The 15,588-nt window shown below is 72.1% G+C and carries 15 protein-coding genes; 1 reads left to right on the top strand and 14 read right to left on the bottom strand.

The genetic code is table 11. The annotated features are described in order from the left end of the window. Positions 1-293: 293 nt before the first annotated feature. On the bottom strand, positions 294-1,283 hold the full coding sequence (locus AB0J80_RS16975) for a response regulator (protein WP_364705520.1): 990 nt from the start codon (positions 1,281-1,283) through the stop codon (positions 294-296). 85 nt (positions 1,284-1,368) lie between these two features. Then, on the bottom strand, positions 1,369-2,046 hold the full coding sequence (gene rpe, locus AB0J80_RS16970) for a ribulose-phosphate 3-epimerase (protein WP_364705519.1): 678 nt from the start codon (positions 2,044-2,046) through the stop codon (positions 1,369-1,371). A gap of 66 nt (positions 2,047-2,112) precedes the next feature. Here rpe and AB0J80_RS16965 point away from each other — a divergent pair, with 66 nt between their 5' ends. Then, positions 2,113-2,982: a septum formation family protein gene (locus AB0J80_RS16965; RefSeq protein WP_364705517.1), complete on the top strand. Its 870-nt coding sequence runs from the start codon at positions 2,113-2,115 to the stop codon at positions 2,980-2,982. On the opposite strand, the gene AB0J80_RS16960 is transcribed toward AB0J80_RS16965, so the two are convergent. The 12 genes from AB0J80_RS16960 to pyrF all read right to left on the bottom strand — a co-directional run bounded on the left by AB0J80_RS16960 (position 2,945) and on the right by pyrF (position 15,572). Further along, positions 2,945-3,586 carry a sulfotransferase family protein gene (locus AB0J80_RS16960; RefSeq protein ID WP_364705516.1) on the bottom strand — a complete coding sequence of 214 codons (642 nt, stop codon included), beginning with the start codon at positions 3,584-3,586 and terminating at the stop codon, positions 2,945-2,947. The genes AB0J80_RS16965 and AB0J80_RS16960 overlap by 38 nt on opposite strands. A gap of 42 nt (positions 3,587-3,628) precedes the next feature. Beyond that, positions 3,629-5,116: a transcription antitermination factor NusB gene (locus AB0J80_RS16955; RefSeq protein WP_364705514.1), complete on the bottom strand. Its 1,488-nt coding sequence runs from the start codon at positions 5,114-5,116 to the stop codon at positions 3,629-3,631. A 61-nt stretch (positions 5,117-5,177) separates the two neighbouring features. Beyond that, on the bottom strand, positions 5,178-6,104 hold the full coding sequence (fmt, locus tag AB0J80_RS16950) for a methionyl-tRNA formyltransferase (RefSeq protein WP_364705665.1): 927 nt from the start codon (positions 6,102-6,104) through the stop codon (positions 5,178-5,180). A 2-nt stretch (positions 6,105-6,106) separates the two neighbouring features. Further along, positions 6,107-6,664, bottom strand: a complete 558-nt coding sequence (def, locus tag AB0J80_RS16945) for a peptide deformylase (protein ID WP_364705512.1) — start codon at positions 6,662-6,664, stop codon at positions 6,107-6,109. A gap of 38 nt (positions 6,665-6,702) precedes the next feature. Continuing rightward, on the bottom strand, positions 6,703-7,920 hold the full coding sequence (locus AB0J80_RS16940; RefSeq protein WP_364705510.1) for a cytochrome P450: 1,218 nt from the start codon (positions 7,918-7,920) through the stop codon (positions 6,703-6,705). Positions 7,921-8,006: 86 nt separating this feature from the next. Beyond that, entirely contained in the window at positions 8,007-10,598 is a 2,592-nt protein-coding gene (locus AB0J80_RS16935) for a primosomal protein N' (protein ID WP_364705508.1), read from the bottom strand. Between the two features lie 145 nt (positions 10,599-10,743). Further along, the gene (metK, locus tag AB0J80_RS16930) at positions 10,744-11,934 is read right to left on the bottom strand and encodes a methionine adenosyltransferase (RefSeq protein WP_364705507.1); all 1,191 of its coding nucleotides are present in this window, start codon (positions 11,932-11,934) and stop codon (positions 10,744-10,746) included. Positions 11,935-12,010: 76 nt separating this feature from the next. Beyond that, complete coding sequence (gene coaBC / locus AB0J80_RS16925; RefSeq protein ID WP_364705505.1) at positions 12,011-13,231, bottom strand: bifunctional phosphopantothenoylcysteine decarboxylase/phosphopantothenate--cysteine ligase CoaBC; 1,221 nt, start codon at positions 13,229-13,231, stop codon at positions 12,011-12,013. A 69-nt stretch (positions 13,232-13,300) separates the two neighbouring features. Next, positions 13,301-13,564, bottom strand: a complete 264-nt coding sequence (gene rpoZ, locus AB0J80_RS16920) for a DNA-directed RNA polymerase subunit omega (protein ID WP_071807772.1) — start codon at positions 13,562-13,564, stop codon at positions 13,301-13,303. Positions 13,565-13,607: 43 nt separating this feature from the next. Then, positions 13,608-14,207, bottom strand: coding sequence for a guanylate kinase (gene gmk / locus AB0J80_RS16915; protein WP_364705503.1), 600 nt, complete (start codon positions 14,205-14,207; stop codon positions 13,608-13,610). 32 nt (positions 14,208-14,239) lie between these two features. Next, complete coding sequence (gene mihF, locus AB0J80_RS16910) at positions 14,240-14,557, bottom strand: integration host factor, actinobacterial type (RefSeq protein WP_071807771.1); 318 nt, start codon at positions 14,555-14,557, stop codon at positions 14,240-14,242. Between the two features lie 184 nt (positions 14,558-14,741). Continuing rightward, a complete protein-coding gene (gene pyrF / locus AB0J80_RS16905; RefSeq protein WP_364705502.1) occupies positions 14,742-15,572 on the bottom strand; it encodes an orotidine-5'-phosphate decarboxylase in 831 nt (276 codons plus the stop codon). Positions 15,573-15,588 lie beyond the last annotated feature (16 nt).

The following is a 15,588-nucleotide window of genomic DNA, read 5'->3' as shown; positions in this document are numbered from 1 at the left end:
CCGGGCACGCCGCGACGAGCCCTCGGTCCTGATCCGCGCGCTGTCTCCCATCCGGACTGTCTGACCGATCGGCGTGTGCCGGTCGACCAACCGTCGGCCCCGGAGTCTCACCAGGTCCACCGGCCGCCGTGGAACGACGTCCGGGTCGCGGGCTTACCCCCTCGTGGAGCAGGAGGATCACCGCCGGTTCGGAATTTCACCGAGTCCCGCCAGCGCGTGGTGGGTCACCGGCCAGTCTTGCACGTCATCCGCGGATTGCCACCCGGCGGGCGATCCACGTCACAACATCGACATCACAGCGGCGGGTCATCGAGGTTCTCCGAGTCGCTGCGCCGGCGGTCGATGGCCACGTACGAGCCGGGCTGGCTCTTGGCGACCTTCTTCATCTCCGACGCGACCGCGACCACGGCCCGATGGTCGGAGTAGGCACGGCCCCCGACGGTGGACTGCGCGACGCCGATGGAGAGCGTGACCAGCGCCGCCCGCTGCTTGCCACCACGCCGGTCCGGCACCTCGATGTAGCCGCGGCGCGCGTCCTCGGGGTCGTACAGCTGGTCCGCGGAGGCCTCGAAGTCGGTGACCATGTGCTTGGTCAGCGGCAGGACCTGGTCGGGATGGCAGATGAAGACGAAGTCGTCGCCGCCGATGTGGCCGAGGAACACCGGCGGGCGCCCGGCGGCGGTGGCGGCGCGGTGCAGGCTGCGGGCCAGCGTGGTGATGAAGTCGTCGCCGCGGTCGAACCCGTACACGTCGTTGACGGGCTTGAAGCGGTCGATGTCGACGTAGCCGACGGAGAAGTCCCCGCCGGCCTTCATCCGGTCGGCGATCTCCCGCGTCACGCGCGCGTTGCCGGGCAGCCCGGTCAGCGGCGACACCTCGCGGAACTCCTTGTTGCGCCGCAGCGTCGAGGAGACGCGGGCGATCAGCTCCGCGGTGTCGAACGGCTTGACCAGGTAGTCGTCGACGCCGGCGGTGAGCCCGACGACCTTGTCGACGGTCATGCCCTTCGCGGTCAGCATGATCACCGGCAGCGCGGAGGTCAGCGGCTCGGCCCGCAACCGGCGGGTCAGCTCGACGCCGTCCATCCGCGGCATCATCCAGTCGACCACGGCCAGGTCGGGGCGGCGCGACTCCATCAGCTCCAGCGCCTCCTGGCCGTCGCGCGCCCGGATGACCTCGAAGCCGTGCACCTTGAGGTTGAACGCGACGAACCCGGCGATGTCCTCGTCGTCGTCGACGACCATGACGAGGTCGGGCTTCTCCTCGGGCTCGCCGGTACTCATGCGCCGGCCCGCCGGGGCATGGACTCCTGGCCCTCACCGTCACGGCCGTCGTCCGGTACCGCTGAGCGCGGTTCGGTGCAGTCGCTCATGCCCGCACGACCGTGCGCTCGGCGAGCCCCCGCAGCTTGCGGACCGCCTCGGCGGGGTCCTGCGCGCCGTAGACGGCGGTGCCCGCGACGAACGCGTCGGCACCGGCCTCGGCCGCCTGCTCGATGGTGTCGGCCGCGATGCCGCCGTCGACCTCGAGGCGCACCTCGAGGTTCTTCGCGGCGATCCGCCGGCGCACGTCGCGCACCTTGTCGAGCATCTCGGGCAGGAACTTCTGGCCGCCGAAGCCGGCCTTGATGGTCATGATGAGCAGCGTGTCCACGTAGGGCAGCAGCTCCAGGTAGGGCTCCACCGGGGTGTCCCGGTCGATGGCGAGCCCGGCCTTGGCGCCGGCCGCGCGCAGCGTCTTCGCCAGCGCCACCGGGTCCTCGCAGGCCTCGGCGTGGAAGGTCACGTTGTGGGCGCCGGCCTCCGCGTAGCCGGGGGCCCACCGCTCCGGGTCCTCGATCATGAGGTGCACGTCGAACGGGATGCTGGTCGCCTTGCGCAGGCTCTGCACGACCGGCAGGCCGATGGTCAGATTCGGGACGAAATGGTTGTCCATGACATCCACGTGCACCCAGTCGGCCGCCCCCTCGATGGCGTGCACCGCATCGGCGAGACGCGCGAAGTCGGCGGCGAGGATGCTGGGGGCGATGATCGGCGATGACTCCACCGGAGAAGTGTATGGCCTCCGCACGCCGGGCCGGGATACTCATGGGGTTCCGGACGGGAGGCTGGCATGCGGGCGGTGGTGACGGCGGTGGCGGTGGCGATGCTCGCCGCCGGATGCTCCGCCACGCCCTCGCACGGCGGGGACGGTGACCTCACCGACGACTGGGCACCGCTGCCCGCGCCCGCGGCGTTGAGCCCGGCCGTGCGGGTCTGCCACGCCCGGCTCGCGCCGACGGCGTCGGCCGTCGACGACCAGCCGGTCGGCTGCGGCGAGGTGCACGTCAGCGAGACCTTCCACGTCGGCAGGGCGCCCGACTCGGACGTGCCACCCGCGGCGGGCACCGCCGGAGCCCGCTCGGCATACAGCGAGTGCTCCGAGGCCGCGGTGGACTTCGCCGGCGGCGACTGGCGCACCGCCCGGCTGGCCGTCCACGTGGTGTGGCCCACCGGGAAGGGCTGGTCCGGCGGGGCGCGCTGGTTCCGCTGCGATCTCACCCAGACCGATCTTGACGGGTACGGCCAGAGCGGCCGCACCGGCAGCCTCGAGGGCGAGCTCACCCGGCCGTCCCCGCTGCGCCTGGGCTGCTTCACGCCCACGGTCGACGGCGAGACGGTCACCGAGATGCGCTCGGTGCCGTGCGACAGGAAGCACCGCGCCGAGTTCGCCGGGCTGTGGCAGGCGCCCGACGTCTCGTACAAGGAGCTGGAAGCCGGCACCGACCGCAGCGCGGCGGCCTGCCGCAGCGTGATCGCCCGCTTCGCCGCGCTGCCCGACGACTCGGACATGCAGTACCGCAGCGGCTGGATCTCCTACAACCCCACCCGCACCGAGTGGCTGGCCGGCGAGCGCCGGGTGCGCTGCTTCATCTACTTCGCCGAGCGCACCCTCACACGGTCGCTCAGGAACGCCGGCCCGTCGGTTCTGCCGGTCGACTGACCGCCTGCGCGCGCTCACGGAACGACGCGGTGTCATTCAGGCGAGGGAACGGCTCGTCCGGCACCGGTACGCCCAGAAACGCGCAGAGCGGCGCCCATCCCTCACTCACCGTGAACTCCAGCAGCCGGTCCGCGGCGACCTCCCGCCGGACCTCGGCGTTGTGCTCCTCGAACACCCGGATCGCGTGATCCCGGTCGGCGAAACGGCCGCCGAAGGTGCCCTCCCAGACCACCGCCTCGATCATGGCGACGGTCGGGTTGCCGTCACGCGGGGCGATCTGCGCCGTCTGGAAGATCGTCCGGTGAGCGCTGTCGTACCAGGCGTCCGGGTCCCGCAGGGTCAGGATGACCTTCGCCGCGGCATGCCCGGCGACCAGCTGCCGCCAGAAGAAGGCGCCCGGCCAGTCCACCGTGGAGCGGAAGCCCTGCAGCGCCGCCGGCAGGCTCGCGGGGTCACCCTCGGCCGCCCGCCGGAACGCTTCCGCACGGCCGGGTTCCTCGAACAGCCCTGACATGTGCAGGCACGGGCCGAAGCCCAGCCGCTCCAGGGCGAACTTCAGGCTGAGTGTGCCGGTACGTCCGAATCCCACGCCAACGACATCCATGGATGGACCATACGCGACTTTGTTGACCTGAAATGTGAACTTTCAGCTCGTGCGGCGCAGCACCGCCAGGAACATGGCGTCCGTGCCGTGCCGGTGCGGCCACAGCTGCACCGTCGGCCCGGGTCCGAGCTTCGGCATGCCCGGCGGCAGCAGCGGCCGCGCGTCCACGAAGTCGACCTCCACCCCGCTGCGCCGCGAACCCTCGGTCACCGTCACCTGCGTCTCCACCATGTGCGGCGAACACGTCACATACGCGACGACACCGCCCGGGCGGACCGCCCGCAGCGCCGCGACCAGCAGCTCACGCTGCAGCCGGGTGAGCGGCGGCAGGTCGGCCGGCTGACGGCGCCAGCGCGCCTCGGGACGTCGGCGCAGCGAGCCCAGGCCAGTGCACGGCGCGTCGACCAGCACCCTGTCGAACGCCTCCTCCGGCAGATCCGGATCGCGGCCGACCGTCCGCCCGTCCGTCGGCAGCACCGTGACCGGCAGGCCGGCGGTCGCCTGCTCCACCAGCCGCGCCCGGTGGTCGGCGACCTCGACGGCGGTGACCTCGGCGCCCCGCTGAGCGGCGATGGAGCCCAGCAGGCCCGCCTTGCCGCCCGGCCCGGCGCACAGGTCCAGCCAGCGGGTGTCGCGCCCCTCGACCTCCGCGGCGAGCAGCGCGGCGGCGACCAGCTGCGACCCCTCGTCCTGGACGTGGGCGCGGCCGTCGCGGATGGCGGCGAGATCGCCCGGCGAACCGCCGTTGAGGTAGACCGCGTACGGCGAGAACGCCCCCGGCACCCCCTCGACCTCGTCGGCGAGGTCGACCGCGTCGGCCCGGCCCGGGCGCGCGCACAGGTGCACGACCGGCGGCTGGTTGTCCTCGATCAGCAGCCGGGCTGTGTCGTCCAGGTCGCCGCCGAGGGCCTCGGCGAACGAGCGGATGATCCACTCCGGGTGGTGGTGCACGACGGCGAGGTTCCCGATCGGATCCTCGGCGTAGTCCGGCGCGACCCGGGTGAGCCAGTCGTCGACGCTGGTCTCCGAGATGCCGCGCATCACCGCGTTGGCGAAACCGGCCGCGCCGGGCGCGACCGACCGGACCAGGTCCACGGTCTGGTTCACCGCCGCATGCGCCGGGACCCGCGTGAACAGCAACTGGTACGCGCCCAGCCGCAGCGCGTCCCGCGCCGGCGGGTCGATGCGCGCCACATCACGCCCGGCCGCCGCCGCGATGATCAGGTCGAGGGTGCCCAGGGCACGCAGGGTGCCGTACGTCAGCTCGGTGGCGAAGGCCGCGTCCCGCCCGTGCAGCCCCATGCCGCGCAGGATGTCGGCGAGGACCAGGTTCGCGTACGCGTCGTCGCGGTGTACGGCGGCGATCGCCTCGTACGCGGCCTGCCGGGCCGGATCCGACGGCGGCCGCCCGCCGCGCGGTCCCCGGCCGGTACGGGCGTCGCGGCCCTCGGTCCGGCCGTACCCCGGTCCGCCGGGGCGCCGCGGCCGCCCGGAGTTGTGCGGGCGGTCGGCGCGGTGCTCGGAACTCACTGAAGCTGCTCTCCCGGATTGATCCGCAGGCCGCGCGGGCGGTCGGCGCCGTGCTCGGAACTCACTGAAGCTGCTCTCCCGGACTGATCCGCAGGCCGCGTGCCCAGTCGCTCGCGGACATGGGCTTCTTGCCGGCGGCCCGGACCTCGCCGAGGATCACCGGGGTGGTGGCGGTGCCGGCGAGCACCTGGGTGCGCTCGACCAGCAGCTCACCGGGCTTGAGAACGGCCGCGTTGGCGACCGGGCGCACCGGGCCCAGCTTCAGCCGCTCGCCGCGCAGGGTCGTCCAGGCGCCCGGCGCGGGTGTGCAGGCGCGGATCCGCCGGTCGACGGCGAAGGCGGGGTCGTCCCAGCGCACCCGGGCGTCCTCGACGGTGATCTTCGGAGCCATGCTCACCCCGTCGGCGGGCTGCGGATGGGCGCGCGCGGTGCCCGCCTCGATCGCATCGAGCACGGCGACCAGCAGGCCGGCGCCCTCGGTGGCCAGCCGACCGAGCAGGTCACCGGAGGTGTCGTGCGGCCGGATCTGCTCGGTGAGGGTGCCGTACACCGGGCCTGTGTCCATGCCGGCCTCGAGCTCGAACACGCTCGCGCCGGTGACCTCGTCGCCGTGCAGGACGGCATGCTGCACGGGAGCGGCACCCCGCCAGGCGGGCAGCAGCGAGAAGTGCAGGTTCACCCAGCCGTGCTTGGGGATCTCCAGCGCGGACGGCGGCACCAGGGCGCCGTACGCGACGACCGGCACGCAGTCCGGGGCGATCTGCCGCAGCCGCTCCTGGAACTCGGGCTCCCGCGGCCGCTCCGGCGTGAGCACCTCGATCCCCCGCTCGTCGGCCCACGCCCCGGCGGGCGAGCGAACCAGCCGGCGCCCCCGGCCGGCCGGCGCGTCGGGGCGGGTCACCACGGCGACCAGCTCGTGCGAGGAGGCGGCGATGGCCTCGAGCGACGGGAGCGTGACTTCCGGCGTACCGGCGAAGATGAGACGCATGCTCACCGCCCCAGGCCGAAAAGGCCGCTGCCATGCGGGCTGGTCTTGACCACTGGCGGCTTGGCGGCGTCGTACCAGTCGGCGGCGCGGATCTGCTTCATCGCGTCCTTCCGGGCGGCGGCGTCGAGGCGGTCCAGGAACAGAACGCCGTCGAGGTGGTCGGTCTCGTGCTGCACGCAGCGCGCCATCAGCCCGGTGCCGACGAGGCGAACCGGGTCCCCGAACTCGTTGAACCCCTCGGCGACGACGTTCTGGCGGCGTTTGGTGTCCACGTACACGCCGGGAATGGACAGGCAGCCCTCGGGCCCGTCCTGCTCCTCGTCGTCGGGGAAGGTGAGCACCGGGTTCACGATGTGCCCGACCACGTCGTCGACGTCGAACGCGAACACCCGCAGCCCCACCCCGAGCTGCGGCGCGGCCAGCCCGGCACCGCCCTCGTCGAGCATCGTGTCGGTGAGGTCCCGGACCAGGGTGCGCAGTTCCTTGTCGAAGTCGGTGACCGGATCGGCCTGCGAACGCAGCACCGGGTCGCCGAACAGGCGGATGGGCTGGACGGTCACGCGGTGCCACTCCTGACGTCGGGTATGACGGGTCGCGCCTAGTCTACGGAGCCCACCGCGACGGGTAGAGTCGCCCATCCGCGCAGCGTGAGCCGGTCCCGGCGAACGGGCTCACCGGCGGCCTCGAGCCCCGGGAAGCGGCGCAGCACCGCCGGCAGCGCGACCTGAGCCTCCAGCCGGGCGAGCGGCGAGCCGAGGCAGTAGTGGACACCGGCACCGAACGACAGCGGCGCGTTGCCCGCCCGGTCCGGATCGAACCGGTCCGGGTCCTCGAACTTCGCCGGGTCCCGGTTCGCGGCGCCCAGAAAGACGATGATCTCGCTGTACGCCGGCACCGGCACCCCGGCAACCACGGTGTCCGCACCCGCGAAACGGCCGGTGAGCTGCACCGGAGGGTCGTACCGGAGCATCTCCTCGACGTAGGCGGGAGCGGCATCGGCGTCCTCCCGCAGCCGCCGGGCGAGCGCCGGTCGTTCCAGGAGCAGCCGCAGGCCGTTGCCGAGCAGGTTGGTGGTGGTCTCGAACCCGGCCACCAGCAGCAGAGCCAGGTTCCCCATCAGCTCACCGGCCGTCAGCTTGTCCCCACCGGAGTCGTGCGCCGCAGCCAGGGCGGTGACCAGGTCGTCCTGCGGATCCCGGCGGCGCACCTCGATGAGAGCGGCGAAGTACTCCTCCAGCTCCTCGGCAGCGGCGTGGGCACCGGCAGCCTGCTCCTCGGTGAGCTGCATCTCCAGCACGACGGTGAGCGCCTCGGCCAGCCGCCGGAACCGTCCACGGTCGGCGGCCGGCACCCCCAGCAGCGCACAGATCACCTTGATCGGCAGCGGGTACGCCAGCTGCGTCATGAAGTCCGTCACCCCGCCGGCGGTGCCCGCGACCATCTCGTCCAGGGTCTCCGCGACCTGCGCCTCGATGACGTCCCGCAGCAGGCCGACCCGCCGGGCGGTGAAGACACCGGACGCGAGCCGGCGCAGGCGGGTGTGGTTCGGGGGGTTCTGCTTCAGCATCGAGTCGGCGAAGAGGGCGACACCCCTGTTGCTGCGCCATTCGGGCCAATGCCGGTCGAGCAGGTCGGAGTCGAAGACGATCATCGCTGGGTCCCGCAGCACCGCGTCCGCGGCCTGCCACCCGGTGACGAAGAAGGCGCCACCCTCGGCGACGACCGGCCCGTGCGACCGCAACGCGGTGTAGGCGGGATAGGGGTCGACCCCGGCCCCGGGTGAAAGGAGAACGTTGACGGCCGCGGCGGCATCCATCGCCCCATTCTCCCGGCGCCGCCCTCCCACTGCCGATCTAGCCGCCGCCCGGGCGCGTCCCGGCTACAGCGGCCTCCACGTCCCCGCTACAACAACTCCGCCGGATCGACCTGGACCCGCACGGGCGAGAGCGCCTTCTTGGCGCTGCGCACCGCGGCGCCCTCGTGCAGGGCACGGGCCAGCTCGGCGGCCCGCCCCCGCGACACCCGGACGAGCATCCGTTCCTGATCCTCCGGGGCGGGCACCGGCCCGAGCAGCTCGGCCCCCTCGGGCAGCCGGGTGGCGGCGAGCAGCTCGGCGACCGCCTCGGCCTTGCCGGTGAGGCTCGCGAACCGGGCGGCGGGCGGAAACCCCAGCTCCCGGCGCTCGGTGAGCTCCCGCGCCGCGAACCACCCGGGGTCCCAGCGCAGCAGCGCCTGCACCGGCGCCAGCGACCCGTCGGCCACCACCACGACCCGGCCACCGGCGGACCCGGGCCGGGCCAGCGAGGCGGCCGAGAGCCAGCGCCGCATCGTCTCCTCGGCCGCGCGCAGGTCCGCCCGGGTCAGCAGGGCCCAGGTGTCGAGCAGGAGCACCGCCCCGTACCCACCCTCGGCGACCGGCTCAGCACCCGGCGTGGCCACGACCACGGCGGCGTCGCCGGGAACGGTGTCGAGCACCTCGTCGCGGCCGGAGGTGCGCACCGGCACGCCAGGGAACGCACGCCCCAGCTCCTCCGCGGTCCGCCGGGCACCGGTCACGGAGGCCCGCAACCGCCGCCCCCCGCAGGCCGGACACGCATACGCGGCGGCGGTCCGCCCGCACCAATGACAGCTGGGAACCGACCGCGCCCCGGCCAGCCCCAACGGCCCCGAACAATGCGGGCAGCGCGCCGGCGTCCGGCACTCCGCACACGCCACCGACGGAAGGTAGCCACGCCGAGGCACCTGCACGAGCACGGGCATGCCGGCCTGCAACGCCTGCCGCGCGGTCTGCCACGCCAGGCTCGGCAACCGCGCACTGACCGCCCCGGGATCCCGCGCAAGCTGCGAGTCATCACCCGTCGGAGCGATCAAAGGACTCCGCGCCCGCAACGTGTCCCGGCTCGCGACGATCTCCTTCGCCCACCCGGTCTCCAACAACAACTGCGCTTCCCCGGTACGCGCGAAGCCCCCGACAAGCGCACCACACCCGGCCAGATGCGCCCGGGTCAGCAGCACCTCCCGAGCATGCGGATAGGGAGCCCGCGGCTCGGCGTGCAGATCGTCGCCGTCGTCCCAGATCACGACCAGCCCGAGATTCCCCACAGGCGCGAACATCGCCGCCCGCGTCCCGACGACAACCGGAACCTGATGCCTGCTCGCGGCGAGAAACCGCCGATAGCGCTCGGACGGCCCGGCGGCGGCATTGAGCGCCACATGCCGCCCGGCCCCGAGCGCCTTGCCCAGAGCATGATCGACCCGCTCGAGATCCCGGGCGTCGGCCACCACGACCACGACGCCCCGCCCGCTCCGCACGGTGGCGGCAGCCGCCTCGGCGATCCGCGCGGGCCAGTTCTCCCCGGGCAGCGCCGACCACACAGCCCGCGGCGCCCGCCCCTGGGCGAGCGCATGGAGAAAGGCGGAACCGGCCGGATAGTCGTCCCACCCCGTGCCCCTGAGCTCCCCGACGGCCACCTCACCGCCCGGCCCACGCCCCGGCACTTCATCGCCGGGCCCATGCCCGGGCACCCCACTGTCCGACCGGTTCCCGGCGGGGCCGCCATGGGGCCCCGTCACAGCACTGTGCTCCATGGCGCCACGAGCCGGCCGGCCGTCATCGCCATCAACGGAACTGGGAACCCCCGGCCCGTCACCGCCCATGCCGAGGGAACTGGCGCTGTCCTCGAGGCCATGGCGAGAGTCGGCCGGGTCGCCGATAGGCACGTCACCGGCTGCGGTCGCCACGTTCTTCACCTCGGCGCCAACAGGACCCGACCGGTCGGCGGGGTCACCGTCGGCAATCCTCGCGGGGACATCCTCACCGCCCGCGGCAGGCACGGCGCCACCGCCGCCAACCACCGCAAAACGAGCACCACCACTGCCACCAACCGCCACAGGCCCGATACCACCGCCGGCATCCACCGCCGCAGGCCGGACACCACCACCGGCATCCACCGGCACCGGCCCGGCACCACCACCGGCATCCACCGCCACCGACCCGGCACCACCACCGGCATCCACCGCCACCGGACCGACACCACCACTGACGTCGACCGCCACGGGCCCGGCACCACCCACCGCCGCGGGAAAGGTTTCACCGCTGGTGATCGGCGGCGGGGTGGACTGGGCTTCGACGCGGGCGTGCCGGGGCGGGACGGCCAGCCTCAGGACGTCCGACAGATTTCCGGCATAGCGATCCGCCACAGACCGGGCGAGGCGGGCGATCTCCGGATCGAGCACCGTCTCCGCGGAGACCACTTTGTCCAGATAGGCGAGTTTGGCGTGGGAGCTGGACTCCACCCGTTCGAGGAGGAAGCCGTTGACCATCTGCCCGGCGAAGCGCACTTTCACCCGCACGCCCGGCTGTGCCGCCTCGTCGTCCGCGGCGGGGACCAAGTAGTCGAAGGGCCGGTCGAGATGCGGCAGCGGCACGTCGACGCAGACCCGTGCGACCGGCAGCGTCGCCGCCGGCTCCCGGTCTCTGCTCTTCGCCGTCACCCGCCCAGTCTGGCGCCGGGGTACGACAGTTTCGGCGAACAGCGGCAACGCAGCGCCTGCGGACGAAGCGGACGAGTGACCGGAGAACGAAGCGGGTGCCCCGGCCACGGCCGGGACACCCGTCTCCTGTGTCAAAGCGGTGTGCTCAGGCAGCCGCGTTCTTGAGGTCCTGAGCGCGGTCGGTGCTCTCCCAGAGCAGCTCCGGCAGCTCCCGGCCGAAGTGGCCGTACGCCGCGGTCTGCTGGTAGATCGGGCGCAGCAGGTCGAGGTCGCGGATGATCGCCGCCGGGCGCAGGTCGAAGACCTCGTTGATGGCCTTCTCGATGCGCTCGACCGGGACGTTCTCGGTGCCGAACGTCTCCACGAACAGCGAGACCGGGTGCGCCTTGCCGATCGCGTACGCGACCTGGGTCTCGCAGCGCTCGGCCAGGCCCGCCGCGACCACGTTCTTGGCCACCCAGCGCATCGCGTACGCCGCCGAGCGGTCCACCTTGGACGGGTCCTTGCCGGAGAAGGCGCCGCCGCCGTGGCGGGCGTAGCCGCCGTAGGTGTCGACGATGATCTTGCGGCCGGTGAGGCCGGCGTCGCCCATGGGGCCGCCGATCTCGAAGCGGCCGGTCGGGTTGACCAGGAGGCGGTAGCCGTCGGTCTCCAGGCCCAGGCCCTCGAGCTCGGGGGCGATGACGTGCTCGCGGACGTCCGGGGTCAGCAGCGACTCGAGCGAGATGTCGGCGGCGTGCTGGGAGGACACCACGACGGTGTCGAGGCGCACCGGGCGCAGGCCGTCGTACTCGATGGTGACCTGGGTCTTGCCGTCGGGGCGCAGGTAGGGGATCGTGCCGTCCTTGCGCGCGGCCGACAGGCGGCGGGCCAGGCGGTGGGCGAGCGCGATCGGCAGCGGCATGAGCTCGGGGGTCTCCGAGCAGGCGAAGCCGAACATCATGCCCTGGTCGCCGGCGCCCTGGCTGTCCAGCGAGTCACCGGCCTCACCGACCCGCTGCTCGATCGCGGTGTCGACGCCCTGGGCGATGTCGGGCGACTGGGATCCGATGGAGACGCTGACGCCGCACGAGGCGCCGTCGAAGCCCTTCTTCGACGAGTCGTAGCCGATGCCGAGGATCGTCTCGCGCACGATGCTGGGAATGTCGGCGTACGCCTGGGTCGTGACCTCACCGGCGACGTGCACCTGGCCGGTGGTGATCAGGGTCTCCACCGCGACACGGCTGCGGGGGTCCTGCCGGAGCAGGGCGTCGAGAATACCGTCGCTGATCTGGTCAGCGATCTTGTCCGGGTGGCCTTCCGTGACCGACTCGGAAGTGAACAGGCGGCGTGCCACGGTGCTCCTCAGATTTCGTCGAAGGTTCGTTCCGCGGCAGTGTAGTCACCGTCGCGGCGGGGGTGCAGGTCCGGTCTCACGCCGTCCCATCCTGCCTGGCCTGCGGCTCGAGGCGCGAGGCGACCTCGTCCCATATCGCATCCGCCACATCGTCTTTGGGGAGTTCCTCGAGCGGCACGGTCGAGCCGTCGGCGCCCAGGATCGTCACCGTGTTGCGGTCGGCTCCGAAGACCAGGTCGGCGCCCACCTCGTTAACGACGATGAGGTCGGCACGTTTCCGGCTGAGCTTGGTCCGGGCGTTCTCGAGCGCGTCGCGGGTCTCGGCGGCGAACGCCACGAGGAGCTGACCAGGGCGTTTGGCGGACCCGATCTCGGCGGCGATGTCCGGGTTGGTCACCAGCGCGATGCTGGGCGCCGCACCGTCGTCGGACTTCTTGATCTTGTGACCGGCCACGTCGGCGGGCCGGAAGTCGGCGGGCGCGGCGGCCATGACCACGACGTCGGCGCCGGCCGCGGCCGCGACGGCGGCCTTGCGGAGCTCTTCTGTTGTGGCGACCGTCACCAGGTCCGCGCCCGCCGGGACGGGCAGAGTGACGTTCGCCGCAATCAGCGTCACCCGGGCTCCGCGGGCCACGGCGGCCCGCGCGAGGGCGTACCCCTGCTTACCGGACGAGCGGTTGCCGAGGAACCGTACGGGATCGAGCGGCTCCCGCGTGCCACCCGCCGTCACCACGACGTGCCGCCCAGCGAGGTCGGCCTTGGCGGCACCCCTGCGCAGCACCCGCAACGCGGTCGCGAAGATCGCCTCGGGATCGGGCAGCCGCCCCTTGCCGGTGTCGGCGCCGGTCAAGCGTCCGACGGCCGGCTCGATGACGATGTGACCTCTCTCACGCAGCGTCGCGACGTTCGCCCGCGTGGCGGCGTTCTCCCACATCTCGGTGTGCATGGCCGGCGCGTAGATCACCGGGCAGGTCGCGGTCAGCAGGGTGTTGGTCAGCAGGTCGTCGGCGAGGCCGTGAGCGGCCTTCGCGAGCATGTCGGCCGTTGCGGGAGCGACCACGACGAGGTCGGCGTGCCGTCCGATCCGCACGTGGGGCACCTCGTGGACGTCGTCCCAGACGTCGGTGGTCACCGGCCGCCCGGACAGCGCCGCCCAGGTCGGCTCCCCCACGAACTTGAGTGCCGAGGCGGTGGGGACGACCCGCACCCCGTGCCCCGACTCGGTGAAGAGCCGCAGCAGCTCACACGCCTTGTACGCGGCGATCCCGCCGCAGACCCCGAGCACGACCTCGGTCATGAGCCACTCCTGTCGAAACGAGAAGACCCGCGCCCGCAGAGCGGGACGCGGGTCGGCGAAGCGAGAGCGTCAGGGCTGGTCGGTGGCCTCGGCGGTGAGCAGGCCGGCGTTGATCTCGCGCATAGCGATCGACAGCGGCTTCTCCTGCGGCGTCGTCTCCACGAGGGGGCCGACGTACTCGAGGAGACCCTCACCGAGCTGGCTGTAGTAGGCGTTGACCTGGCGGGCGCGCTTGGCCGCGAAGATCACCAGCGAGTACTTCGACGAGGTCTTGTCGAGCAGCTCGTCGATCGGCGGGTTGGTGATGCCTTCGGGGTTGGCGATGGTTCCCACGGAATTGATTTCCTCACGATTCGGGAGCTGAGCCTGCGGTTCGCTACGACTCCGGCGCCTGGGCAGGGGTCAGATATAACGAACCGAGCAATCCTACCAGCTCGTCCGCGGCGCGCTCGACGAAGTCGTTGACGACCGTACGGTCGAACTCCTTCTCGGCGGCCAGCTCCTCGTCCGCGTGGGCCAGCCGGCGGCGGATGGTCTCCTCGTCGTCGGTGCCGCGGCCGATCAGGCGGCGACGCAGCTCCTCGACACTGGGCGGGGCCAGGAACACAAGCTGGGCGTCGGGCATCGAGGCGCGGACCTGGCGGGCGCCCTGCAGGTCGATCTTCAGCAGCACGGGCCGGCCCTGCGACAGCCAGCCCTCGACCTGGGCGCGCGGCGTGCCGTAGAGGTTGCCGGCGAACTCCGCCCATTCGAGGAGCTGGTCACCGTCCACCAGACGCTGGAACTCCGAACGGGTGACGAAGTGGTAGTGCTCACCGTCGGTCTCGTAGTCGCGCTTCTTGCGGGTCGTCACCGACACCGACAGCTTGATCCATGGCGAGCGCGCCCGGATCAGCTCGATCACGCTGTCCTTGCCCACCCCCGAGGGGCCGGACAGGACGGTGAGTCGGGCTGCCGGGCGCGCGTCGTCATCCATGCTCACGGCTCATTCCTACACGAGCCGGTGAGTCAGTTCGCAGCGAACTCCCCCAGGAGGGCCTTACGCTGCTGCTCGCCGAGGCCACGAAGGCGACGGCTGTCGGCGATCTTGAGCTTCTCCATGATCTGGGTGGCCCGGATCTTGCCGATGCCCGGCAGCGCCTGGAGCACGGCCGAGACCTTCAGCTTGCCGACGACGTCGTCGCCCTCGGCCCGGTCGAGCACGGCGGCGAGGGTGGTCTTGCCAGACTTGAGCTGATCCTTCAGCTCGGCCCGGGCCTTGCGAATCTCCGCGGCCTTCTCCAACGCGGCTGCACGCTGCTCGGGGCTCAGTGACGGGAGCGGCACCAGTTCTCCTCAGGTCCCTATCGCGCTGGTAGTCCAATACCGGCGCATCTGTGAAACGTGGTGTGCCAGGGAACCAAAGGGGCATGTGGTTCCCGGCGCCGGGAAAACTAGCGGTCAACGGCGCTTTCGGCAACGTGGGGGTACCCCCCACCCGCGTGCCACCGGGCCTGGTAAGCAGGCCGTTTCACCCGATCACCGCCCGGCAGGCGGCCTCCGCACGGTCCGCGGCGGCCCGCAGAGCGACCGGGTCCGGGCCCGCGGACAGAACCTCGCGTGAGTACGACGGCAGCACGTTCCGCAGGCTCTCGCCGAAGATCGCTTTGAGCCCCGCGGGGTCTCCGCCCTGCGCGCCGAGGCCCGGAGCGAGCAGCGGCCCGTTGACCTCCGAGAGGTCGTGGCCGGTCTCCCCGATGGTCGCCCCGACCACGAGGCCGAAACTTCCGAGGCCGTCCACACCCCTGTTGAGCTGGGAAATCTCGTCGATCACCGTCTGGGCGACGGTCCGGCCGCCGGCCGCGCGGGCGTGCTGGACGGCCGGTCCCTCCGGGTTGGACGTCAGCGCGAGGACGAAGACGCCGCCACCGTTCGCGGCCGCCGCGTCGAAAGCCGGCCGCAGAGAACCGACTCCGAGATAGGGACTCACAGTAATCGCGTCGGCACAGAGTGCACTGTCCGGATCCAGGTAGGCGCTCGCGTACGCGGCCATCGTGGACCCGATGTCGCCCCGTTTCACGTCGAGAAGCACGAGCCCACCGGCCTCCCGTGACTGTCGGATAATTGACTCAAGGATCGCGACGCCACGTGATCCAAATCTCTCGAAAAAGGCCGACTGCGGCTTCAGTACGGCGACCCGATCGGCCAGTGCTTCGACAACCGTAAAGCTGAAGCGTTCCAGGCCGGCGACGTCGTCCGAGAGGCCCCACTGCGCCAGCAGAGCGGCGTGGGGATCGATGCCGACGCACAGCGGGCCCTTGGCGTCCATGGCGGCACGCAGCCGGTGTCCGAAGGTCTCCATAGGGGGTGATTCCCTT

The sequence above is a fragment of the Actinoplanes sp. NPDC049548 genome (assembly GCF_040676695.1).
Classification (GTDB): domain Bacteria; phylum Actinomycetota; class Actinomycetes; order Mycobacteriales; family Micromonosporaceae; genus Actinoplanes.
The sequence above is the reverse complement of the archived record's forward strand: the minus strand, read 5'-3'. Positions and strand labels throughout refer to the sequence as shown.